The sequence below is a fragment of the Eudoraea sp. genome, from assembly GCF_039969275.1.
Lineage (GTDB): Bacteria > Bacteroidota > Bacteroidia > Flavobacteriales > Flavobacteriaceae > Eudoraea.
Genome location: NZ_JBDVOC010000015.1, coordinates 312232 through 336518 on the forward strand (window position 1 = coordinate 312232; position 24287 = coordinate 336518).

Genomic DNA, 24287 nt, shown 5'->3' on the forward strand with positions numbered 1-24287 from the left:
CAATCGGTATTCATTTTAATCACTATTTTTAACACCAAAGGAAAAAGATGGTAGAACTTGCCGGAATAATAATATTAGGGATCATTGCACAGTGGTTTGCATGGCGCTTAAAATTGCCGGCCATCCTACCCCTAATCTTAATTGGTCTTCTTGTAGGGCCTATTGCCACTCTGTATACCGAAGATGGTTCTAAATTAATAGAACCTGTTTGGAATGGGGAAAAAGGGCTTTTCCCGGGGGAAGGACTTTACTATTTTCTTTCTCTTGCCATAAGTATTATTTTATTTGAAGGAGGCTTAACACTTAAGCGCTCCGAGATTAGAAATGTTGGCCCTGTAATTACCAAACTAATTACCGTGGGCACATTGGTTACTTTTTTTGGAGGAGGCCTTGTAACCCATTTTATTTTCGGTCTTAGCTGGAAGATTTCGTTTTTATTTGCAGCCCTGATTATTGTAACCGGCCCTACCGTTATTACTCCAATCTTAAGAAATATTCCCTTAAAAAAGGATGTTTCAGCGGTATTGAAATGGGAGGGTATATTAATTGATCCTATTGGCGCACTGGTAGCAGTTCTAGTTTTTGAATTTATTAGTGTTGGTGAGGGACAGGAGTATACAAAAACAGCATTGATAGACTTTGGTAAGATTTTGCTTTTTGGAACTACTTTCGGCTTCACATTTGCCCATGCACTGGCCTTTATTATCAGAAAAAAATATGTGCCTCACTATTTATCAAACGTAGTCTCTCTCTCTGTGGTCCTTTTAGTATTTGTGGAATCGGATATTCTGGCTCACGAATCTGGCCTTCTCGCCGTTGTGGTCATGGGAATGGTTATGGGGAATATGGACCTGCCTAACCTTAAAGAGCTTCTGTATTTTAAAGAATCCCTGAGCGTATTGCTAATCTCCATTCTTTTTATCCTGCTGGCAGCAAATATCAACATAAGTGATATGGAGTTGATTTACAACTGGAAGACGGCTGTATTATTTTTTATAGTTGTACTCCTAATAAGGCCTATTGGAGTCTTTTTAAGTACCAGAGGCTCTAGTTTAAAATTGAACGAAAAACTCTTTATAAGCTGGGTAGGGCCCAGGGGTATTGTAGCCGCGGGTATCGCCTCTCTTTTTGGCTCCAAATTGCTTCAAAAGGGCGAACCAGGCGCAGAGTATATTACCCCTCTGGTCTTTATGATCGTGTTGGGGACAGTTCTTTTAAATGCTACTACGGCCAGGAATTTTGCTAAAATTGTGGGGGTATTTTTAAAACACTCCGAAGGAATTCTTATTATTGGCGCCTCAAAAATGTCAAGACTAATTGCCAATTACCTTAAGCAAAATAACAGACATGTAGTTTTGATAGATGCTAACCGTGCCAATATAGATCAGGCCAAAAAACTTGGGATAGAGGCAATGGTGGCCGATGTATATTCAGACACCCTTACAGACAATATTGAGCTTAATGATATGGGCTATTTAATGGCACTTACGGGCAGTACCGAAATCAATAAATACGCTATAGACAGGTTTAAGAATCAGTTTGGAGAAAATGGGTCTTTCAGACTGGTCAGTGCAGATGAGATGAACGATCCGGAAAATAATCCGAAATCAGGTCTTTTTTCTCATACTGATGATTATATAAAGCTGATGGAAGTCACAAGGCGCTATCCGGCGATTCACGAAATAGACCTAAAGAATGCTGAACATTACGAAAAATTGATTGAGATTACCAAAGAAGATGACGAGATTATCCCCGTATTTATAAAATCTCCCGACGGGAGAGTATCGATCATATCCTCATTCAATGAAGGCTTTGATTCAATTTCAGACGGATCTAAACTGGTCTATTTGGGCAAAATGTTCGATTTGGATAAAATACACTAGATAAAATCGCACAATCAAAATGGGCTAATCATTCAATTTGAGTACTGCCATAAACGCCTGCTGTGGAATTTCAACATTACCTACCTGGCGCATGCGTTTTTTACCCTTTTTTTGTTTTTCTAAAAGTTTTCGTTTCCTGGAGATATCGCCACCATAACATTTGGCGGTTACATCCTTTCGCAGCGCTTTTATTGTTTCTCTGGAAATAATTTTAGCACCAATAGCAGCTTGTATAGGAATATCAAACTGTTGTCTTGGAATTAATTCCTTCAACTTTTCACACATTCTTTTGCCTATATAATGGGCATTATCAAAATGTACAAGAGCCGACAAAGCATCAACAGGCTGAGCATTCAGCAAAATATCAACACGAACCAGTTTAGATACGCGCATACCAATAGGAGAATAATCAAAGGAGGCGTAGCCTTTAGAAACTGTTTTAAGCCTGTCGTAAAAATCAAATACGATCTCTGCAAGGGGCATGTCAAAATTTAATTCAACCCGCTCCGTAGTCAGATAAGTCTGATTGGTAATCTGCCCTCTTTTATCAATACAAAGAGACATCACATTTCCTACAAAATCTGACTTCGTAATTATTGTGGCTTTTATATAAGGTTCTTCAACTCTCGATACGGTAGAAGGATCCGGAAGGTCGCTCGGGTTATTAACAATCAATGGAACATCCGGATTTTTTGTAGTAAAGGCATGATAACTAACGTTTGGCACCGTGGTGATTACCGTCATATCAAATTCGCGTTCTAAACGCTCCTGAATAATCTCCATATGCAGCATTCCAAGAAAACCACATCGAAAACCGAAACCGAGGGCCGCACTACTTTCCGGAACAAACACTAAAGATGCATCATTGAGCTGCAATTTTTCCATAGAGGAACGAAGTTCTTCGTAATCCTCTGTATCTACAGGGTAAATACCGGCAAATACCATTGGTTTTACATCTTCAAAACCTGCAATAGCGTTTTTGGTTGGATTTACCGCATCAGTAATGGTATCCCCAACTTTTACTTCCCTGGCATCCTTTATTCCGGTAATCACGTAGCCTACATCTCCCGCTTTAATACTGGGCTTAGGTTCCTGGGAAAGTTTCAGAGTGCCTACTTCATCGGCAAAATAAGTTTTATCTGTTGCAACAAACTTAATTTTCTGACCTTTTTTGATAACGCCATTAATAACCTTGAAATAGGTCTCAACCCCCCTGAATGAATTATAAACGGAATCAAAAACCAGGGCTTGTAGGGGTTCATCTACATTCCCTTCCGGAGGAGGAATACGATCAATAATAGCAGTTAAAATATCTTTAATACCAATGCCTGTTTTAGCACTGGCCGGGATTACCTCTTCAGCTTTACACCCTAATAATTCTACAATATCATCTGTTACTTCTTCCGGACTGGCACTAGGCAAATCCACCTTATTTAAAACCGGAATAATTTCGAGATCATTTTCCAGAGCCAGATAAAGGTTAGAAATGGTTTGCGCCTGTATGCTCTGGGCTGCATCAACCACTAAAAGAGCTCCTTCGCATGCCGCTATTGAGCGCGACACTTCATAGGAGAAATCCACATGACCGGGAGTGTCTATTAAATTAAGAACATAAGCCTCTCCTTCATGTTCGTATTCCATCTGAACAGCATGACTCTTAATGGTAATTCCACGCTCACGTTCCAGATCCATATTATCCAGAAGCTGTTCTTTTTTTTCACGTTCCGTTACAGAACCTGTAAAATCTAACAGCCTGTCTGCCAAAGTACTCTTGCCATGGTCTATATGGGCTATAATACAGAAATTACGAATGTGTTTCATTTTCTTACTCCGGCTATTTCAAATTGGCTGCAAAGATACAGTTTTCTATTTCTTAATCCTGCCACTCGGCAATAAACAAATTCGTGTCGCGGGTTCCGCCGTTATTGCGGTTACTTGAAAAAGCCAGGAATTTGCCATTATTGGAAAATACCGGGAACGCATCAAAAGTTTTTCCATGTGTAACCCGTTCCAGATTCTTCCCATCTATATCAATAAGATAGAGATTAAAAGGGAAACCTTTTTCGGCTTCAAAATTACTTGAAAACAGAATCTTTTCTCCTGACGGATGAAAGAAGGGACTCCAGTTGGCATTACCAAGAAAAGTTAACTGCTTTAAATCACTGCCGTCCGCATTACATATAAAAAGTTCCATTTCTGTGGGTTGCACCAATCCCTGAGCAAGTAATTCTTTATATTCTTTTATTGCTTCCTCCGTTTTTGGCCTTGAAGCCCGGAAGATGATTTTTGTGCCGTCAGGAGAGAAAAAGGCACCTCCGTCATAACCCAATTCATCTGTTATTTGCAGAACTTCTGTACCATCTAAATTCATGGTATACAATTCAAGATCCCCGCTTCTTGTAGAGGTGAACACTATTTTGTCTCCCTTTGGAGAAACAGTAGCTTCTGCATCATAACCCGGCTCGTTGGTAAGTTGAGTAACAATATTGCCCTGTAGATCGGCCACAAATATGTCGAAGGAATCATATACGGGCCAAACGTATTTCCCGTTTTTGCGCAAGGGTACTTCAGGGCACTCTTTGTTGACTAAATGCGTGGAAGCATACACAAAACGCTCATTATCGGGAAGAAAATAGGCACAGGTGGTACGCCCCAGTCCTGTACTTATCACAGGAGGTTTGCTATCCTTAAAAGTCTCCTCAAAATTCATCAGAAACATCTGGTCGCACTGCATCCCCCAGGCAGAATTATTAGATTGAAAAACCAGTTTACTATCGTCAAAACTCCAATAAGCTTCGGCGTTGTCCCCTCCATAAGTAACCTGGCGAATAGATTTAAAGTGCTTTTCTTCTTTATAAATTAAGGTGTCTGACCCTGCCATGACAGAGACGGGTTTTTCATTTTCCGGCAGTACTTTTTTGGATTCGTTTTTACAACCAAAAAAGGTCAATAAAATGAAGAAGGACACAAAAGTTTTCATAGGATGCTTAATTTTGAACAAATTTAGGAGCAAAACGGATGAAAAAAATAATTCTCAGCGTATTTTTTATACTAGCCTGCGGATGCAAAACCGAACCACCCAAACCAGCCTCAATGGAAGAAGAGGTTGAAGTCCTTGCAAGCGATGAATTTAAAGGCAGGGAAACCGGAACTGAAGAAGAACTCAAGGCTGCAGAATATATAATGGGACAGATGGCTGAAATGGAACTTGACCCTAAAGGAAATGCAGGGACATATTACCAGACTTTTACATTTAAGCCAAAGACTGACCCGCATCAGCAAATAGGTTTTCAAGAGGCTGGCGACAGCACAATAACCGGGACTAATGTCATTGGTTTTATAGATAATAAATCTTCAAATACCGTGGTGATTGGCGCTCATTATGACCATTTGGGCACTGGAGGCGAAGGCTCGTTACACAGGGGCGAACCAGAAGTACATAATGGTGCGGATGATAACGCCAGCGGAGTGGCGGTACTCCTTGATTTGGCATATAAGATCAAAGGCACGAAACTTTCTAAAAACTATCTGTTTATTACTTTTTCCGGTGAGGAAATGGGACTATTAGGCTCTAATTTTTTTACAAAAAACCCAACCCTTGATCTGGAAGGGGTTTCTTATATGCTTAACCTGGACATGGTGGGCAGACTGCGGGAAGACAAAACACTTTCAGTTAGCGGCACCGGAACTTCGCCAATCTGGCCCCAGGTATTGAATTCCTCTAATCCCGGGTTTAAATTGGTATTACAAGAATCGGGCGTAGGCCCATCTGACCATACCTCTTTCTATCTGCAAGACATTCCGGTCTTACATTTTTTTACAGGACAGCATGAAGATTATCACAAGCCAACGGATGATGCAGAGAAATTGAATTATGAGGGGATGCGACTGATTAGTTCGTATTTGTTAAGCCTAGTTAAGGAGTTGGATGACGACAAGAAACTGGCTTTCAGAAAAACTAAGAACGAAAGTGAAGAAGTGCCTAGATTCAAAGTAACGCTTGGTGTAATGCCCGATTATCTATTTGACGGGAAAGGCATGCGCATTGATGGGATAAGCGAAGACAAACCAGCACAAAAAGCAGGTTTACAGAAAGGAGATATTGTCATCCAATTGGGTGACAGCATTGTTGTGGATATGATGAGCTATATGCGCGCCCTGTCCGCTTTTGAACCTGGCGACACAACCTCGGTGCTGGTATTGCGCAATGACCAAACCCTTAAGGCGCCAATCACATTCTAAAACAGACCCAAAGACTATAAGAATTTTGCAAAATAGTCAGGGGAAAACCAATAAGATAATTAGAAACAAACGCGGCCTTTTACCTATATAAAGTAAATTATTTTATAGCTTTACGGACTAACCTACCAATATATTGTGAGATTCCCCGTACTATTCTTCTTAGGAATATTACCCTTAGCCATGGCCAGCCAGACCTTTGAGGTAACCGGATCTGTGAAAGATTCCGAAGGGAAACCACTTCCATTTGCAAACGTGATACTCCTGAAAGCATTGGATAATACCCAGGTTAATGGAATTTCAGCGGATGAAGAGGGGCGCTTTACCCTGAAAGGCATCCCTGAAGACGTATACTATTTGCAGGCAAATTACTTCGGGTATAAATCTACCCTGGTTGCATTGGAAATAAAAAGGAACATACAAATTGGGGCTCTTGTGTTGGAGCCTGACAGCGAATGGCTGAATGAGGTGGTCGTAACAGGCCAGAAACCTACGGTAGAACGAAAGGCCGACCGGATTATTTTTAATGTTGAAAACACAGTACTTGGCGATGGCAGTTCCTGGGATATTCTCCGTAATGCCCCGGGGGTCGTAATCGTGCAGAACAGTTTGGAGATACGAGGACAACAAGCGACAGTTTATCTCAATGATCGTAAAATTCAATTATCCCCAACCGAAATCCAGGATTTTTTAAAAGGGCTTTCAGGTGACATGATTTCCTCTGTAGAGGTGATCCCAAACCCTCCGGCGAGTTATGAAGCTGCAGATGGATCCATTCTCAATATCCGCACTAAAGAGAATGTAGTACCAGGCTACAAGGGAAACGTCAGAGGACAATATACACAGGCTTTTTATGCCAAATACAGCCTGGGAACCAGTCATTATTACAAAAATGACAAAGTTGGTATTTTTGCAAATTATGTGATTAATCCAAGAAGAGAGATTAAAGAAGCAGACAGCTATATTAATTTTATTAATGATCAGGGTGATCGTTTTGCCGAATGGAATACGGTATTAGATCAAACTACCCGTTCACAAGACCAGCAAGTGAATTTGATTCTGGATTATAAACCAGGCGAGCGTGATCTGCTAAATTTCACATCCAACCTTAGCTTTTCCCCAAATAAAAAATTTGTAAATAAGCTTGATACCGAAATGAGAGACGGTTCAGGAGTGCTCGATTCCACACTCCAAACCAATAGCGCTATTGAAGACGACCGTAAGAACCTTTCCTTTGACCTCAATTACAATCGCAGCCTGAAGAAAGAAGGCGCCACATTAAAGGCGAATGCGCACTATACGTATTCTGAAATATCTCGCCTGCAACAGGGATCCAGTGATTATTTTGATCCCTCCGGGGCCTTTATAAGAAACTTTACTTTTGCAACGGACGCCCTTCAGGACATCAATATTTTTACCGGCCAGGTAGATTTTTATACGCCTGTAACATCCGGCAGTTTTGAAGCCGGACTAAAAGGTTCATGGATTAATTCTAAAAGCGGGATTGATTATTTTGATGTAAATAACAATGAGCCCCCCTTTGATATTGCCTTATCCGACAACTTTAAATACAAGGAAGGCGTAGTTGCCGGCTATGCCAGTTATTCACAGGATTGGGAGAAATGGTTTTTAAAGCTTGGCCTGAGGGCGGAACAAACCAATGTAGAATCGAATTCAGAAACCCTGCTAGAGATCAATACACAAAACTACTTTAAGCTATTTCCGTCCCTGTACCTTACCCGGAAACTTAGTGAAGATAATAGCCTTACGTTTGATTATAGCAGGAAACTTACCAGGCCTAAATATTCAGACCTGAACCCATTCCGGTATTTTCTAAACGAGAATAATTACTTTGAAGGGAACCCGAACTTAGTTCCTAATTTCAGCCATAACTTTAATTTAAATTTATCCATCAAGGAAACCTATTTCATAGACCTTTATTACAGAGATAACGGACGTTATATAAGTAGATTAAGCTTCCAGGACAATGAAAATCAGACCTTGAGACAGATCAAACAGAATGTACAGAAGAGCACCTCGTACGGCCTGGATTTTACTATTTCTACTTCTATTACCCCATTTTGGGTTCTATATTTTTATAACTCCGTTTTTTATGAAGACGAGACTTTTTTGGCTGAGGAAAGTACGATTGAAACCTATACCAACCGGGTGACTGGCTATTACGGGTACCTCAATAACTCTTTTACACTCTCTAAAGACAGGAGTTTTACCGGGGAAGCTTCTTTAAGGTATTTAAGCGGGTTTCTGTTTGGTTCCTATAAGGTATCCGAAAGCATTGTGCTGAATGTTGGATTGCGTAAATCTTTATGGGATAACAGGGCTGTGATTTCCCTTTTAGCAGAAGACCTCTTCAACAGGGCCAATGCCGTGTTTACTACGCGCTACGCCAATCAGGATAATTCTTTTTTAGAGAACACGGAAACGCAGTTTATACGCCTGGGCTTTACCTATAACCTGGGGAATTACCGACTTAGTAAAACGGATCGCAGCATAAAGAAAAGCGAGTTACAAAGACTTGATAACGAATAAATTCCCTTTAATACCATCTTTATTTTTAATTTTGTCGCGCTAAAAGATACCAGATGCCAAAAATTGGTGATATCGTTCTTCCGGAATTTCCCTTGTTACTCGCGCCCATGGAGGATGTGAGTGACCCTCCTTTTCGGGCGCTATGTAAGGAGCAGGGGGCAGATTTGGTGTATACCGAGTTTATCTCATCGGAAGGCCTTATACGCGATGCCGCCAAAAGTGTTATGAAGCTCGATATCTATGAGAAAGAACGTCCGGTAGGGATACAAATTTTTGGTGCAAACCTGGAATCCATGTTGCGTTCGGTGGAGATCGTGGAGAAATCTAAACCAGATATCATCGACATAAACTTTGGCTGTCCGGTAAAAAAAGTAGTAAGTAAAGGGGCAGGCGCGGGGATCTTAAAAGATATTGATTTAATGGTTTCCCTTACCGAGGCTATGGTTAAGCATACCCACTTGCCTGTTACCGTAAAAACCAGGCTGGGCTGGGACCACAACAGCATTAAAATTGTTGAGGTGGCAGAACGGCTTCAGGATGTGGGTTGTAAGGCTATTTCTATTCACGGCAGGACACGGGCCCAGATGTATAAGGGTGAGGCAGACTGGAAACCTATTGCCGAGGTAAAGAACAATCCAAGAATGCATATTCCGGTTTTTGGAAATGGCGATGTAGATACACCCGAAGCAGCCAGGCGCATGCGTGATGAATACGGACTTGATGGGGCTATGATTGGCCGCGCAAGTATTGGTTACCCCTGGTTCTTTAAGGAAGTTAAACACTACCTGAAAACAGGCTCACTGCTTGCACCTCCTACTATGGAAGAACGGGTACAGGCTGCCCGCAGGCATTTGCAGATGGCAATTGACTGGAAAGGGGAGAAGCTGGGTGTTTTTGAAACCCGAAGGCACTACACCAATTATTTTAAGGGAATACCCGACTTTAAGGAATACCGGATGAAAATGGTCACCAGTGATGATGCCCCGGATGTTTTTGCCGCCTTTGATGAAGTGCAGGAGAAATTTGGCAACTATCAGTTTGTGTAATCAGGCAAGTAGCTTTTTGGTAACCCTGCTGCTGGCAATTTTAGAAGCAATAATGCCCAGGACCACAATAGTAGCAAGAACAATCAACACATTCATTAGTTTGTATTCTACAGGATAGGCCAAAGAGGGTGTTATTTTTAACCAACCTAATGCCAGTTGCGACCAAATAAGAAAGGAGGCCAGTAACAAACCTATTATTCCACCAAAGCTCGTTACCAGAACTCCCTGGACAAAATAGATACGGCGTAGCTCCCTGATTGTAGCTCCCAGATTATAGAGGGTTTTGGAATTCTGCTGTTTGTCCAGAATCATCATGATAATTGCACCCACTACATTAAATAAGGCAATGATTAAAACCAGCGTAAAGATCAGGTAGGTGGCCAGGTTTTCGGTATTGAGCATGCGATACAGTGCATTGTTGAGTTGGCGTCTGTTTCTTAATATTATTTTATCGCCAAGTACAGCTGTGATCTGGTTTCGGACTTCGGGTACATCTGCCAGTGGGTCGAGCCCAAAATTTATTCCGGAGATCTGGGTATTGTCTTTTTCCAGGATTACCTGGGCCAGGGCTAGTTGTGTAAAAACGTATTTTTTATCCAGGTTTTCTTCAATAGCATAAACACCGCTTACCACTACCGGCATATCGTTATAGGGTTTTGCACCAAAGTTCTGTTGATTGAGCGATCCTTTTCCCGGTTTAGGCGCCAGTATCCTCAGCGGATCCCGATAATCGTTTATGGTAAGGCCAAGCAAACTGGCAATACCAAGGCCCACAACGGTCTGTTGGTTCTTTAGAGCCCAGTTGCCCCAATAGATAGCGCTATCTACTTGTGTAGCTATCCTATAGGCTGTATCCACGCCTTTTATATAAGCCACACAACTTTTTTGCTTGTGTGTAAGATATACCTGCTCTTCCAACTCCTTTGAATAGGAAACTATACCGGCTATCTCCAAAAGCTTTTGTTCTTCTTCAGGGCCAAGGGTAAAAAATTTCCCGCTTTGTGCGGTAGCTTTTAAATCGGGATCAAAAATGTTGCTAAAGGAAATACTAAACGTTTTAAGTCCGGAAAAGCCAGATAACACAATAAAAAGAGCAGCAGATCCGATGACGATCACCAGGAAGGTTATAAAATTTATAATGTTAACAGCATTCTGGCTGCTTTTAGAGCGAACGTATCTTTTTGCTATATAGAAGGGAAAATTCAAGTTAAGTGATTATTTGAAATTTAATTCATTGCTTTTTTGTGATTCCTTTTGCGTACTACGTTGTTAAAATTTTAAACCATAGCCCTGCTATCCTTAAAAATTTTGCCTGGTATTCCATCAAAAGTAATCTATAAAAACTCCAACAACAAAACTCCAAACAATCACTAGGATTTTTTTCTTCTTGGCAGCAGATCCGGGTTGGTAATGGGGTTTTCATCTCCTTTCAGAGATTTATCTATGTTCTCAATATAGTCTAGTGAATCATCAAGAAAGAAAGACAATTCGGGCATCCGCCTTAGTTGGTGTTTGGTAAGTTGGGCCAGCTGGTGCTTAATAAGCGGCTGGTTAGATTTTATGCCTTCCAAAAGCTCATCTGCTTTTTTTGTAGGGAAGATGCTCACATAAACCTTGGCAATAGAGAGGTCTGTAGTAACATACACTTTGGAGACAGAAATCAGGGTTCCCTGCATGCCGCCGTCCGTTGCTGCACGCTGTAAGATTTCGGCAAGATCTTTTTGAATGACCCCGGCAATTTTTTTCTGTCGCTGTGTTTCCATAGGGCAAAAATACGTACTTTAGGGGTTACTAAAAAACAATCGCAAACAAGTTGAGTATCAATGAATAAAATAGAGCATATTGGCATAGCGGTAAAGGATCTTGAGGGGTCTAAAGAACTCTTTGAAAAACTTTTTGGCGGCGAGCAATACAAGGTAGAGGAAGTGGCCTCAGAAGGGGTAAAGACGTCGTTTTTTCAAGTGGGCCCCAATAAGATAGAATTGCTGGAAGCCACCAGGGAAGACAGCCCTATTGCAAAGTATATTGAAAGAAAAGGGGAGGGGATACACCATATTGCTTTTGAGGTAGATGATATTGAAGAAGAAATTGAGCGTTTAAAAGGGGAGGGCTTTATAGTCTTAAATGAAACCCCTAAAAAGGGGGCAGATAATAAGCTGGTAGCATTTCTGCACCCAAAGAGCAGCAATGGCGTTTTGGTAGAGCTATGTCAGGAGAGGAAATAAGTTGCAAGCATCAAATTCCAAGCACCATCCCGATAGTTCCTTCTCCATAGTATTACGAAGGAGAAGCTATCGGGACCAAATTCCAAGTACCAAATTCCAAAGCCAATAACCTGGAGTTGCCCATTAATTTAATCCCCATACCCGAAGGTTCTCAAAAATTTCCTGGAACCTTCTTGATGTTTTGGTTCGTTTTACATCAAGGTAAAATGAACATAAGAACATATTACACCTCAGATTTACTGAAGGGATTTCAGCGCCCATTTGCAGTGAGGAGCCATCTTGCTCTGCCATAGCGGTTACGCGAAGGCGTGGCCGGTGCGTTGGCATAGTGAGGCAAATCCCCTTTTACATTTATTCATCCTAAACGCAGCAAAGGTGTTTAGGTTGAGCTTCGCCAGGAGAGGGAATAAGATACAAGTACCAAATTCCATCCCGATAGTTCCTTCTCCATAGTATTACGAAGGAGAAGCTATCGGGACCAAATTCCAAATTCCAAAATCCAAAATCCAAAATCCAAACTCCAAATCCCAAACCTGCCTACTGGTTTAAGTGCCGTAGGCATGTTTACATACCGAAGGAATGCGGGCAGGCAAGCTTCAAACCTACATTAGCGGGAATGACAACGAGAAACTATTCCCTCTTCGAAGGGGGTTAGGTGGATGTAAAAACCAAATTCCAAGCGCTTTTGCGATTATCGGCTTTTGCGTTGGCTATTCCAATTTGACATTGAAAGCCCCGCTTAATTCAACATTTACACCTTCCGGGGCCATATCTTCATGGAAAATACCTGAAAAACCTCCTATAAGCTTCGCATTGTCTTTATCGATCTTGTCAATTTGGATATAACCCCCGCCTTCTTCCTTATAGTTACTAAAACCGACGAAATTGTCACCACCATCTTTAGAAATGTCGATCGCAGCCTGCATTTCCATTGAAAAAACATGTTTGCCTTCGGTCAAACTCTCAAGGATCAACATGATGCTGATGTTATTATTCCCATTTATCTCAATGACGAATTGACTGTTTTCAAAGTCATTAATAGCAAATGCACCGCCTTCATCGACTTCAACAACATAGGTTCCGGAAAAAGAACTACCGTCACCGATGGTGAAAGAGCAGACTTCATCTCCGGTCAATTCTTGCGCATGGGTCCAAACAAGGGGCCAAAGGAAAATGATCAATACGAAAGGTAAAAGAAAAAGGATTTGAATTTTTTTACGTCTTTTCATGATATTACTTTTTATGGCTAAGACCTATAATTTTTTGTTCTACTTTAAAAATCGTTATTTGTTTAGTTCAGCATTTTCTTCATCAGTTAATAACCTTGAGTGTATAATAAACCGTACACCAAGTGGTATTTCAAGGGAAAAACTTGAGCCTCTTCCTTCCGTTATATCAACCGTTAAATGGGTGTGTTTCCAATATTCAAATTGGTCTTGGTTCATATAATAATTTACACCATCTAATTGCCCAAGTAATATATCGCTATCGTCTAAATACATATCACCTTCTTCAAAAATCATTGGTGCTGAACCATCACAGCAACCTCCACTTTGGTGAAATATTAATTCTCCGTGCTTTTCCTTGAGTTGATTTAAGACTTCTATTGCCTTATCTGTTATTGCAACTCTTTTATATTCCATAATTAGGATTCATTGAAAAAGGCTGACTGAAATTTCAGTCAGCCCTGTTACTATTAATTATCCACTAAAAGAAACCTAATTTGTTCTTATCATAGGAAATCAACATATTTTTAGTTTGACGATAATGATTCATCATCATTAAATGATTTTCCCGTCCAAACCCTGATTTTTTATAGCCACCAAATGGCGCGTGAGCAGGGTATGCGTGATAACAATTCACCCAAACCCTACCTGCTTTTATTGCTCTTGGTATTTGATATAATTGATGTGCATCCCTTGTCCAAACTCCTGCTCCTAATCCATATAGCGTATCATTCGCAATTTCCAATGCCTCTGCTTCATCTTTAAATTTAGTTACAGAAAGTACTGGTCCAAAAATTTCTTCTTGGAATATCCGCATTTTATTATGTCCTTCTAATATTGTTGGTTGTATATAAAATCCGTTAGCGAATTCTTCCTCTAATTTACAAGCTTCTCCACCAGTAAGGACTTTTGCTCCTTCTTCCTTACCTATTTTAATATAAGAAAGAATTTTTTCGAACTGGTCGTTTGATGCTTGGGCACCTACCATTGTATTGCTGTCGTAAGGATTGGCTTGAACAATAGCTTTTGTTCTTGCAACAACTCTTTTCATAAAAGCATCATAAATATCTTCTTGTACTAATAATCTTGATGGACAAGTACAAACCTCTCCTTGATTAAAAGCAAATAGAACCGCACCTTCAATTGCCTTATCCAAAAACGCATCATCTTCATCCATTACAGAACTAAAGAATATATTTGGTGATTTACCACCTAATTCCATTGTTACAGGATTTAAGTTTTTCGATGCGTATTGCATAATTAATTGACCTGTTGTAGTTTCTCCTGTAAAAGCTACTTTAGAAACACCTGAATGTGATGCTAATGGTTTTCCTGCTTCTGGTCCAAATCCTTGAATAATATTGATTACTCCTGGTGGAAATACTTCCCCAATTTTTTCTAATAATAAAGTTGCGGTTGATGGTGTTTGTTCTGCTGGTTTTAATATTACACAATTTCCTGCTGCTAATGCCGGGGGTAATTTCCAGGACAACATTAATAGCGGAAAATTCCAGGGAATAATCTGGGCAACCACACCAAGTGGTTCTTTAATATTCATTGAGAGTGTATTAGCATCCAATTCAGTTGCCGAACCTTCTTCTGCTCTAATAACCGCTGCAAAATATCGCCAATGATCTACACTTAAAGGAATATCTGCATTTAGAGTTTCTCTAATTGGTTTACCATTATCACAAGTTTCTACCAATGCAAATTCTTCTAGATTTGCCTCAATAATGTCTGCTACCTTATTAAGCATTCCTGCTCTTTCTGCCGTGGAAGTATCTCCCCAGGCAGCTTTAGCTGCATTGGCCGCTGCCACTGCATTATCTACGTCTTCTTTTTGAGAACGTGGATATTTTGCAATAAGTGAATTGTCAATTGGTGATGTATTGTCAAAATACTGTCCTCCAACTGGTGCTACGAATTTTCCATTGATGAAATTTTCGTACTTGTCTTTAAATTTTGGTTTTGAATATCCCATTTTTTAATTGATTTTAATGCGCAAACCCCTACTCTTTTAAAGATTTTCGGTTTCCTCTATTTATTCCTTAATGAGTGCCAACTTGTATATAAATGCAAAAAATTGCATCTATTTCGCTTATAGCACTAGAAGGTTATGGCAGGTAGAAAAGGGGTATAGTAAGGTAGTGTTAAAAACCGGGATGTTTACTGATATTTATCATAGAAATTGCCCATCGCTAATCGCCTTTCGCCTTTCGCTAGTCGCTGATCGGAAAAGGCAGCAACCGAGTGGCAAGGTAACAAATAGGGCTTCATCCTGAAAGTTACCTGGGTTCATCCCGCCCTAAGCGGGATGGACCAGAGAAGTCCCGCTTTTGCAAATAGGGCCGAACGCCCACAGAAGCTCCGGTGGAGCTTTTGTAGTGAGGAGCCACCTTGCTCTGCCATAGCGGCTACGCGAAGGCGTGGTTGGCGCGTTGGTGATGTAAAATTTAGCTGTTTAATTCTTTTTGAAAGCCACCTGGGTTCATCCCGCCCTAAGCGGGATGGACCAGAGAAGTACCGCTTTTGCAAACCTGCCTGACGGGATAATCTACGTCACTTTTAAGCAGATTGTTTCAATAGAAGGTATGAACTCGAATCACCTGGGTTCAATTCCTACGGAATTGGACCAGAGAATGCCCACTCCTGCAAATAGCAAACAACGTTTTGCTTCGCAAATCGCTTTTTTTCATTCCTGATCGTAAGCTCAAGCGAGCTTGGCTTCCTCCCGGAATGAAAAAACCCGTGCATTTTTGCACGGGTTTTCTGCTTGACGTGGTCCCACCTGGACCATTATAACGCAAAAGTGTACTCTACACAAACATCCTGTTTTATTGCTAAAAACATTGTAAAATCAATAGTTACAACAATTTATTAATGTTTTACGTTTTTGTTTAATTTGATTTAAATTGTTCTAGTTTTGATTTTACCGTACATTTACCGTACAAATTTAAACTACATTTCTTTTGGCTTCAGTAAATTTTTTGTACAGATCAACTCGTGATAAAGGATGTTTAGTTTTAAGACTGCTCTATCGCTTTGAAAATAAAGATCATGTATTAGGAGCAAAAACTAAAATAAAGGTTTCACAAAACTATTGGAAAAATCAACATAATTCTAAAAGAACTAGAGACATTGATGTAATAAACATAAAGGGAAAAGTAAATGCAGAGCTCCTTGATTTGAAAAATCATGTTTTAAGCGCTTTCAATGTCAATGATCCTGAAGCGGTAGATAAAAACTGGTTGAAAAATATCATAAGTGACTTTTATAATCCTCCTTCTGCAATAGAAAAACTTCCGAATGGCTTGATTGATTATATCGACCGGTATATAGAGCTAAAAGAAAATGAAGTCGCAAAAAGTACTATAAAAAAATGCAATGTAATAAAGCATTTAATTGAACGGTTTGAACAGAACTCTAATAAGAAGTTGCTGATTTCTGATGTTGACACCTCTTTCAAATTAGAATTTGAAAAATATTGTATAAAACATAATTATGCTACCAATACAATTGCAAGGGCCTTAAGGTTTATCAAGACAGTAAGTAAACACGCACATTCAAATGGAATTGAAACGAGCTATCAACTGGACAATATTAAAATCAAATATCAAAAAAGTTCATTTATCTATCTAACATTTGATGATCTTGAAAAAATAGAGAATTCCCGAGATTTACCGGAATATTTGGCGAATGCCAAGGATTGGTTAATAATAAGTTGTTATTTGGGACAAAGAGTATCAGACTTCATGTACTTTAAAAAAGAAATGATTAAATATGAAAAAAACAACGATAATATTATAAAACCATTTATTGATTTTACTCAAAAGAAAACTGGCAAAATTATGTCAATTCCTATTCACCTAAAGGTGATTGAAATACTGAATAAACGGGGTGGTAATTTCCCTAGGGAGATATCTGATCAAAAATATAACGACTATATAAAAAAAGTATGTAAGCTGGCTGGATTGACTGATATAGTAAAAGGTACTAAGAAACAGGAGTTGTCTCCTAACTCAAAAATATATCGAAACGAGTCGAAAATGTACGAAAAATGGGAATTAGTAACCTCTCATATTGGAAGGCGTTCATTTGCCTCCAATTTCAATGGTAAAATTCCTAGAACTTATCTGACCTATATGACAGGTCATAGTACAGAAAAAAGCTTTTTAAATTATATTGGCAAAAGTAATAACGATCTTGGTTTAGAACTATCAGCCTACTTTTAAATTATATGGATAGCCTTTGTTATTTTTTACGAGATCCCATCACAACTTAATATCCCAATTATGGATTTAGAAAGAATCTTACAATATCAAAAAACAATTTCTCCTAAAAGTGAATTTAAAGTTATTTCCAATAAAAGCGATTCAAAAGGTTTTCCAAATAAGTTTTACTATCCCAATGTTATTAACCACTGGCATGATCAGCGATTATTTGAATTGGGTGAAAACAATAGTTTAAAGGGTAGAAAAAAGCTTCTTAAATGGTTTCTTCTGCGGTGTAAACTTTTGTTGAATCATACAATGGAATTGTATATACTAGTTTATCAAAATGATAAAACTGATAGCAATAAAATATTCCATGCAGAACTAAAATTGAAAAAGATTTTGAAGAATATAGCTTCTATCGAAGAGAGTATTGAACAGAATTATATTACAGGTGAATATGATAGCGCTATTAAAATTCAGGAATATTGTCGTATAATTTATAAAGAGGTTTTAAAAGTAATAAATGATCAACTATATATTAAAATTCTTGAAAGTCCTATGAAATCAGAAATAGAACAGGCGGATTTTATTATATCCGAATCAATTGATATTGAAAAAATAACATTAATACAAAAAGAAAATAACACACTATCGAAAACTCGTCGAATAATTGATAACCCTAATACCACCATTTTTAAAGATGGAATTTCCTTTCAAATTTTTAATGATATTCACAAGGAATATAGTAAAGACAAGAAGCATTTTAAAGCCAACTATAGTTTTCTATTTCTTGCAATGAATAAAGATGGTTTCTTAGTATGTAATGGTCCAGGCTGGATAGGTTTTCTAGCGAATAATTATGATATAGTAATTGATAAAATTGACTATAGACAAAGTGGGTTAAATTCTAAGTCTCCTTTTTATAATTCCATAAAAAGCTCAAGAATAGCTCAAGAATAGCCCAAAGACGATCCATTGGTTCTTAAGGCAATTAAGGAATTTTGTTGTAAACATTTAATGATGCAACAATGAATAATTCCATTTTACTTCATGATCTCACCCACGAACAGTTAGGCAATTTAATTGATGAGAAATTAAAAGCTCAATTAGAACAACTTAAAAAACTACTCGATCAGCTACAAGATAGCGATGTACTCTTGTCGCGAGCAGAAACTTGCAAATTTCTAAAGATAGACAGCTCAACCCTATGGGCATGGACTAATAAAGGAAAAGTAACAGCCTACGGCATTGGTAACCGAAGATATTATAAGCGAACTGAACTCATAGAAAGCATTAAACCTTTAAATAAATAATGGCTATGAGTGCACTTGATTTGAACAATATTAGAATAAACTTTTTCAAAAACATTCATTCTTCATCGGTAAATGAAGAGTTGTTTCTTCTTGAATACCTTGATAATATAAAAGAAGGGTTCTGGCAAGATATAGTTCTTGATATAAGAAGGGGCAAAATGTCAAAAAAGAATGCTCCTGGAGTAACCATTTCAGGTGTTTTTAAAGAAGCCAGAAAGGATGAAAATTTGAAAAAACATTCGTCTATTATTGCAATTGACATTGATAAACTTGACAATCCACAATTGGATTTTGAGAGAATTGTCAAAAAACTTAAAGCTGACAAATATTGTTTTGCTGTACATAATTCAATTGGCGGCTTTGGCTTAGTATTATACGTTAAAATAGACCCCCTAAGACATCGTGATTCTTACTTTGCTATTGAAAAATACTTAGCGGAGAATTATAAAATAATTACAGATTCTACTTGTCAAAATGAATCACGTCTGCGTTTTGTTAGTTATGATCCTGGATTATTTCTAAATAAAGAAAGTGCCCTATGGGAAAAATATTTAGCACAGGAAAAATTACCTCCTAAAGTGAGCCACCCAATTGCTTTTCACAAGGACGACATAGATTATATTATGACCCAAATAAATGAAAGAGGGATAAATATGGCAGACGAGTATCTTGACTGGGTAAAATTGGGTTTTGCAATTGCTTCTGAATATGGTGAAAGTGGTAGGGATTATTTTCATGTCATTTCGGGGCAAAGCACTAAATACAACAGCAAAGATTGTGATAAGCAATATGATAACTCAATAAGAAGTTATAGCCCTTCCCATGGAGTACGAGGAGGTATAACGATTGCAACTTTTTTTTGGTATTGCCAACAATTCCAAATCGACATTAAGACACCTAAGACAATAGAGATTGAAAATCTTGGATTTGACTATATGAAAAATTCAATTTCAAAGAAAGGGGGTGCTATGAGTACAGAATTAATTCAGGAAGCCCAAATATATTTGGAAAATGAGCACGGGATTACTAAAGAACGTTCAAAGTCTATTCTGGAAAAGATCAATATTAAAAATATCACAAAGTCAAACAAAAGAACAAATGATCTTGAAAATTTCCTTCGCAAATATGATCTAAAACATAACGAGGTGACAAGTAGAGTTGAGCTTAAAGGTGTGGCAATTACCGATAGAGACATAAATACAATTTATGTCGATGCAATGAAAGTTCTGGGCTATGATATTTCAAAAGCTAAAATATATGATTTCATAAATTCTAAGTTTGTGCAATCATTTAATCCTTTTAATGATTTTTTCGAGGAGCACAAACATTTAAAAGCTGATGGAAATTTCTCGGAATTATTGGAATGCTTTTACTATGAGAAGCCGAAAATTCCTTTAAATGAAATGAGCCAGGACGAACGGGATTCGGATTATTTGGAAGTCTTTATGGAAAGATGGCTTGTGGGAATGATTTCGGCAATGCACGGCACATATTCACTTTTGATTTTAGTTTTAAATGGTCCCCAAGGCTCTGGGAAGAGCAAATTCTTTAGAGGCTTATTACCCGAGAAATTAAGTCCGTATTATGCGGAAAGTAAATTAGATTCTGGAAAGGATGATGAGATTTTGATGACAAACTCAATTTTAATAATGGATGATGAATTTTCAGGGAAATCAAAAGGCGAAGCAAAAAAATTGAAGGAGATTAGTTCCAGGGAATTTTTTACAATCCGTAAGCCTTATGGAAGGACTTCGGAAAAATTACGCAGATATGCTGTTTTATGTGGTACCTCCAATGACGAAAAGATCTTAAACGATCCAACAGGCAATCGTAGATTGATTCCTGTCAATGTGAAAAAAATAGATATTAAACGCTTTGAAGCCATTAATAAAAATGAACTTTTCATGGAGCTTTATAGATTATGGTTGCAATTAGGAGATGGATGGATGTTAAAAAAGGAGGAAATAGATTATCTCAATAAAGCTACATGGAAAAATGAGCAACCCTCTTATGAAGAAGAAATGATCATGAAGTATTTTGAACCTGCTGAAAATGAACAAGAAGCAACTCTATTAACGGCTTCCGACATCAAAAACAAGATCGAAACGGGAAGTAAGGAAAAAATATACGTTAATAAATTGGGTGCCTCTCTCAAAAAATTGGGTTTCAAGCAAATTAGAAAAACTTCTAAAAGATGCTATCTAGTAAAAGAAAAAGAAATTAATGAACCGATAATTAGGGATTTCTAAAATGACGATAAAGTACAATTAGTTGTATCACTCTTATTCTCATTACCCGGTTATGTAAAATATGGGTTTTGAAGCTATTCATAGCAGGTATGACACTATGACAATACATTTTACCAACTTTCTCTGAAGAATGCTATAGCTTAATCGGTGAAGGTATTTTTAATATCATAATAATTAGTAATTATACTGTCACTACTGTCATAACATACAGTAACCCATATATAATTGAATTTAATATCATGACAGTAACTTTAGTTAAGATGTCATAGTACTGTCGTAAACGTCACAGAATAAATTCTAAGTTTTGGAGATAAACGGATTGTCATTCCAATACAAAATAATAAATTATTTAATCTCTTACGACATAATAAGGTAATAGCTATTTTGTGGTGGTCGATAGAAACCAGTTTTATACATGATCAATTTGCTTTAAAATCTCAAAAAAACCCAATAAAAAACTATTCAATATTTTGTAAACTTTTTAAGATATTATTCTTGTGTAGAACAATATTATATGACTCCAAACAGATAGTCCGGCAGACCGGGTCTGTGTAGCTCCTAAGTCATTTTAGATAACAACTTAAGATAAATAAATTGATTGTATATCGATAGGTTTGAGCTATAATATTCATTATGTAAAATAGCAACGTAACTTGTTGATTATTAGCTGTTATGGCCTTGTGCTAATACGTAATTTGCTAAATAATCAGGAAAAAATAGTTATTCCTAAGAATAACATAATTCAAAAACCTTATAAAGACCCCCCGCCCCCTCAAAAAACTAACAAGAATTAAATGACTTTATACCCCTGTAAATAATTTTTTTGAAATGTAAATTGAAAAAAGGTGATTTTTTTCTTGTCTATTTTAATTATAATATCTCATTTTGAGAACCCTAATAACTTCGGTTTATATTAGAATAATATTCCTACTGCTTATTTAAATATTTTCTTCTTAATGTTCTAAATTTACTATCCAATTTAGATTATTTTTAATTATACCGTTAAAATAATATGATCAATTCACTGAATAGCTCAAGGTATATGGCCTAAATCTCACAATAATAATAAAAATGAAGAAACTAGTAATTTTTAATGTTGGAGGGGCATTGTCCTGCTATGCAGAATTTAATGATAAAAAAATAGTAATTGACCTTGGTACTGGAGTTGGATTTTCACCAACGAAAGACTTTTTATATCCGTTAACTAATAGAAAACCATTTGCATATGGTTTTGACGATTTAAATAGACAGAAATTTGTAATAAATCAATTATTTTTAAGCCACTTAGATCGAGACCATATCGCAGATTACGTAAACTTTCGTAAAGATTTTTATGGTTTTTTTATGACTTGCCCAAACGATAATGGCCAACAGCAAAATGTGTTTAAGATTAACCGAAATTTACTTGGTGTCGAAAGTGAATGCAGAAATTTTGTTTTGGAAGATATGGCTAGAAGAACTACAAAAATTCAATATAACCCTGTAATGTCACCAGAAAATCCCTTGGTTTCAATAGTTGATGAAATTTCTTTGTTTTATATTAATCCAGGTGTTTGTGAATCTTATGAAAATTTAAGAACTGGTTATTCAAATAATTTAAGTCTAGTACTTTTCATAAAAGTTGGTAATAAGACTGTATTACTTCCAGGGGATATTTTAAAAGAAGGAATGAAGTACTTAATAGATAACGAACCTGAATTTAAGAGTCTTTTGGAATTGGAAGGTGTTGACTATTTGGTGGCTCCACATCATGGACTACAAACATCTTTTTCCGAGTATTTATTCCAAACAATGAAGGGGAATAGAACAAGGTTAAATATTATTTCTGAAAAAGTTAGAGTGGCTACCTCAAATGAAAATCGCACAGAAGTTGATAGTAGATATTACAGTTCTGACTATAGCACGGGAGAAAATTCACTAGTTAAGAAAGCCGTAAAAACATCTTTAGGCCATATAGTTATAGATTTTGACGAACAAGAAACAGAGATAAGGCAATATGCAGATAATGTAGATGTAGTGAATGAGTTTTTATGATTAGACCTTTAAATGAAAAAAGATAAAAAAATAGGCCTGAGTTTATCAGGAGGAGGATATAGGGCCACGGTTTATCATTTGGGAACACTAAGAAAGCTAAAGGAACTAGACCTTTTGCAGCATATTGATGTTATATCGACAAATTCTGGTGGATCTATTACAGGAGCACTTTATGGTTTGTATGGACAAGATTTTGACAAGTTTGAAATTTTTTTGCTTAGAGGAGTTAAAAAGAGTGTGATTAAACAAATTCTGATGTCACGTTTTTTTCTAATTCCGGCATTAATAATTTTCTTACTCCTTTTGAGCATGGTTGGTTTGCTCTTTACTGGTGTTTCTTGGATAGTTCTGATTATGCTGATAGCAATTATAATTGTTATTTTATATTTTCAATTTGATTTGTTTCCTTTTAGCAAGATAATTCAACAGGCGTATGATAAGTTCTTTTTTCATGGTAAGACACTGTCGAGTATAAAAGACAAGGTTAAATTAGCAATTAACTCTACAAATGCGGAGACAGGTACACTCTTCACATTTTCTAAACAAAAAATGAATGACTCATCATATAGATATCCAAAAGACGGAGGCAAACCTATTTATTTCGACCACGACAATTTTCCAATTTCTAGAGCAGTAGCCGCTTCGACTTGTGTCCCCTTTATTTTTACACCTGTGAAAATTTCTCAAAGCTTTTTCACTAATAAAAAAGATTATGAAAGAGTCAAGCCTAGATTAGTAGATGGAGGAGTATATGATAATCAAGGTGTACATAAATTGGCACAAAAGAATAGTGAATATGCTTGTGATATTATCATAGTCAGTGACGCAGGAAACAGTTTGCCTTTTAAGAATACCTATAAAAATGTATTACCATTATTAATTAGGGTGAGTGATATTTTTATGAACAGAATTAAAAATTTTCAAATGATACATTTAATATTTAATCCCAATAATTTAGAAGAAGTTGCATACCAATCTTTAGGTTGGAATATTGAGAAGTCAATACCTGCATTTATTGAAAATATTCGTAAAGGTAATTTATCAAAGGCGGTTGTTAGAAGTCACGGAATAAAAGAGGAACATATTGAAGCTAGAGATTGGTCGAAAATAGAATCCTTATTAAAACAGAGTATAGATTACGACTTGATAATTAGTGAATCTAATACAGAACAAGAACTAACCATTGCTCGAGGAGTTTCTACTAATTTAAAAGCATTAACTGATGTACAAATTAACACTTTGACAAAACATGCGGAAGTACTCACGGAAATTCAAATAAAACTATATTGTCCAACACTATTCAAGTAA

At 37.4% G+C, this 24287-nt stretch carries 19 protein-coding genes; 12 read left to right on the top strand and 7 right to left on the bottom strand.

The annotated features are described in order from the left end of the window. Nucleotides 1–47 precede the first annotated feature (47 nt). Nucleotides 48–1883, top strand: a complete 1836-nt coding sequence (locus ABJH90_RS15360; RefSeq protein WP_348319839.1) for a sodium:proton antiporter — start codon at nt 48–50, stop codon at nt 1881–1883. Nucleotides 1884–1907: 24 nt separating this feature from the next. On the opposite strand, the gene lepA is transcribed toward ABJH90_RS15360, so the two are convergent. After that, complete coding sequence (lepA, locus tag ABJH90_RS15365; protein WP_348140905.1) at nt 1908–3704, bottom strand: translation elongation factor 4; 1797 nt, start codon at nt 3702–3704, stop codon at nt 1908–1910. Nucleotides 3705–3756: 52 nt separating this feature from the next. Continuing rightward, nucleotides 3757–4863, bottom strand: a complete 1107-nt coding sequence (locus ABJH90_RS15370; RefSeq protein ID WP_348140907.1) for a hypothetical protein — start codon at nt 4861–4863, stop codon at nt 3757–3759. A 38-nt stretch (nt 4864–4901) separates the two neighbouring features. On the opposite strand from ABJH90_RS15370, the gene ABJH90_RS15375 reads away from it, so the two are divergent. The 3 genes from ABJH90_RS15375 (at nt 4902) to dusB (ending at nt 9718) form a co-directional block, all read left to right on the top strand. Then, nucleotides 4902–6125: a M28 family peptidase gene (locus tag ABJH90_RS15375; RefSeq protein ID WP_348140909.1), complete on the top strand. Its 1224-nt coding sequence runs from the start codon at nt 4902–4904 to the stop codon at nt 6123–6125. Nucleotides 6126–6260: 135 nt separating this feature from the next. Continuing rightward, nucleotides 6261–8672, top strand: coding sequence for an outer membrane beta-barrel family protein (locus ABJH90_RS15380; RefSeq protein WP_348140911.1), 2412 nt, complete (start codon nt 6261–6263; stop codon nt 8670–8672). Nucleotides 8673–8725: 53 nt separating this feature from the next. Beyond that, the gene (dusB, locus tag ABJH90_RS15385) at nt 8726–9718 is read left to right on the top strand and encodes a tRNA dihydrouridine synthase DusB (protein ID WP_348140913.1); all 993 of its coding nucleotides are present in this window, start codon (nt 8726–8728) and stop codon (nt 9716–9718) included. Here dusB and ABJH90_RS15390 read toward each other — a convergent pair whose 3' ends face one another. Both ABJH90_RS15390 and rbfA read right to left on the bottom strand, forming a co-directional pair. Next, a complete protein-coding gene (locus ABJH90_RS15390) occupies nt 9719–10924 on the bottom strand; it encodes an FtsX-like permease family protein (protein ID WP_348140915.1) in 1206 nt (401 codons plus the stop codon). Nucleotides 10925–11088: 164 nt separating this feature from the next. Beyond that, nucleotides 11089–11481 carry a 30S ribosome-binding factor RbfA gene (rbfA, locus tag ABJH90_RS15395; protein WP_348140917.1) on the bottom strand — a complete coding sequence of 131 codons (393 nt, stop codon included), beginning with the start codon at nt 11479–11481 and terminating at the stop codon, nt 11089–11091. A gap of 60 nt (nt 11482–11541) precedes the next feature. On the opposite strand from rbfA, the gene mce reads away from it, so the two are divergent. Beyond that, nucleotides 11542–11943 carry a methylmalonyl-CoA epimerase gene (gene mce / locus ABJH90_RS15400; protein ID WP_348140919.1) on the top strand — a complete coding sequence of 134 codons (402 nt, stop codon included), beginning with the start codon at nt 11542–11544 and terminating at the stop codon, nt 11941–11943. 710 nt (nt 11944–12653) lie between these two features. Here the strand turns inward: mce and ABJH90_RS15405 are convergent. The 3 genes from ABJH90_RS15405 to ABJH90_RS15415 all read right to left on the bottom strand — a co-directional run bounded on the left by ABJH90_RS15405 (nt 12654) and on the right by ABJH90_RS15415 (nt 15150). Beyond that, nucleotides 12654–13172, bottom strand: coding sequence for a hypothetical protein (locus ABJH90_RS15405; RefSeq protein ID WP_348140921.1), 519 nt, complete (start codon nt 13170–13172; stop codon nt 12654–12656). Between the two features lie 54 nt (nt 13173–13226). Continuing rightward, nucleotides 13227–13586, bottom strand: a complete 360-nt coding sequence (locus ABJH90_RS15410; RefSeq protein ID WP_348140923.1) for a DUF779 domain-containing protein — start codon at nt 13584–13586, stop codon at nt 13227–13229. A 64-nt stretch (nt 13587–13650) separates the two neighbouring features. Next, nucleotides 13651–15150 carry an aldehyde dehydrogenase family protein gene (locus tag ABJH90_RS15415; RefSeq protein ID WP_348140925.1) on the bottom strand — a complete coding sequence of 500 codons (1500 nt, stop codon included), beginning with the start codon at nt 15148–15150 and terminating at the stop codon, nt 13651–13653. Between the two features lie 490 nt (nt 15151–15640). Between ABJH90_RS15415 and ABJH90_RS15420 the strand changes: the two genes are divergently transcribed. The 7 genes from ABJH90_RS15420 to ABJH90_RS15450 all read left to right on the top strand — a co-directional run bounded on the left by ABJH90_RS15420 (nt 15641) and on the right by ABJH90_RS15450 (nt 24287). Further along, nucleotides 15641–15871 carry a hypothetical protein gene (locus ABJH90_RS15420; protein ID WP_348140927.1) on the top strand — a complete coding sequence of 77 codons (231 nt, stop codon included), beginning with the start codon at nt 15641–15643 and terminating at the stop codon, nt 15869–15871. A 267-nt stretch (nt 15872–16138) separates the two neighbouring features. Then, the gene (locus ABJH90_RS15425; RefSeq protein ID WP_348140929.1) at nt 16139–17401 is read left to right on the top strand and encodes a phage integrase SAM-like domain-containing protein; all 1263 of its coding nucleotides are present in this window, start codon (nt 16139–16141) and stop codon (nt 17399–17401) included. Nucleotides 17402–17461: 60 nt separating this feature from the next. Further along, on the top strand, nt 17462–18343 hold the full coding sequence (locus tag ABJH90_RS15430) for a hypothetical protein (protein ID WP_348140931.1): 882 nt from the start codon (nt 17462–17464) through the stop codon (nt 18341–18343). 68 nt (nt 18344–18411) lie between these two features. Next, nucleotides 18412–18696 (top strand): helix-turn-helix domain-containing protein, encoded by a 285-nt coding sequence (locus tag ABJH90_RS15435; protein ID WP_348140933.1) that lies wholly within the window; start codon nt 18412–18414, stop codon nt 18694–18696. 5 nt (nt 18697–18701) lie between these two features. Further along, on the top strand, nt 18702–20945 hold the full coding sequence (locus ABJH90_RS15440; RefSeq protein WP_348140935.1) for a VapE domain-containing protein: 2244 nt from the start codon (nt 18702–18704) through the stop codon (nt 20943–20945). 1071 nt (nt 20946–22016) lie between these two features. Next, nucleotides 22017–22979, top strand: a complete 963-nt coding sequence (locus ABJH90_RS15445; protein ID WP_348140936.1) for a hypothetical protein — start codon at nt 22017–22019, stop codon at nt 22977–22979. 12 nt (nt 22980–22991) lie between these two features. After that, nucleotides 22992–24287 (top strand): patatin-like phospholipase family protein, encoded by a 1296-nt coding sequence (locus tag ABJH90_RS15450; protein WP_348140938.1) that lies wholly within the window; start codon nt 22992–22994, stop codon nt 24285–24287.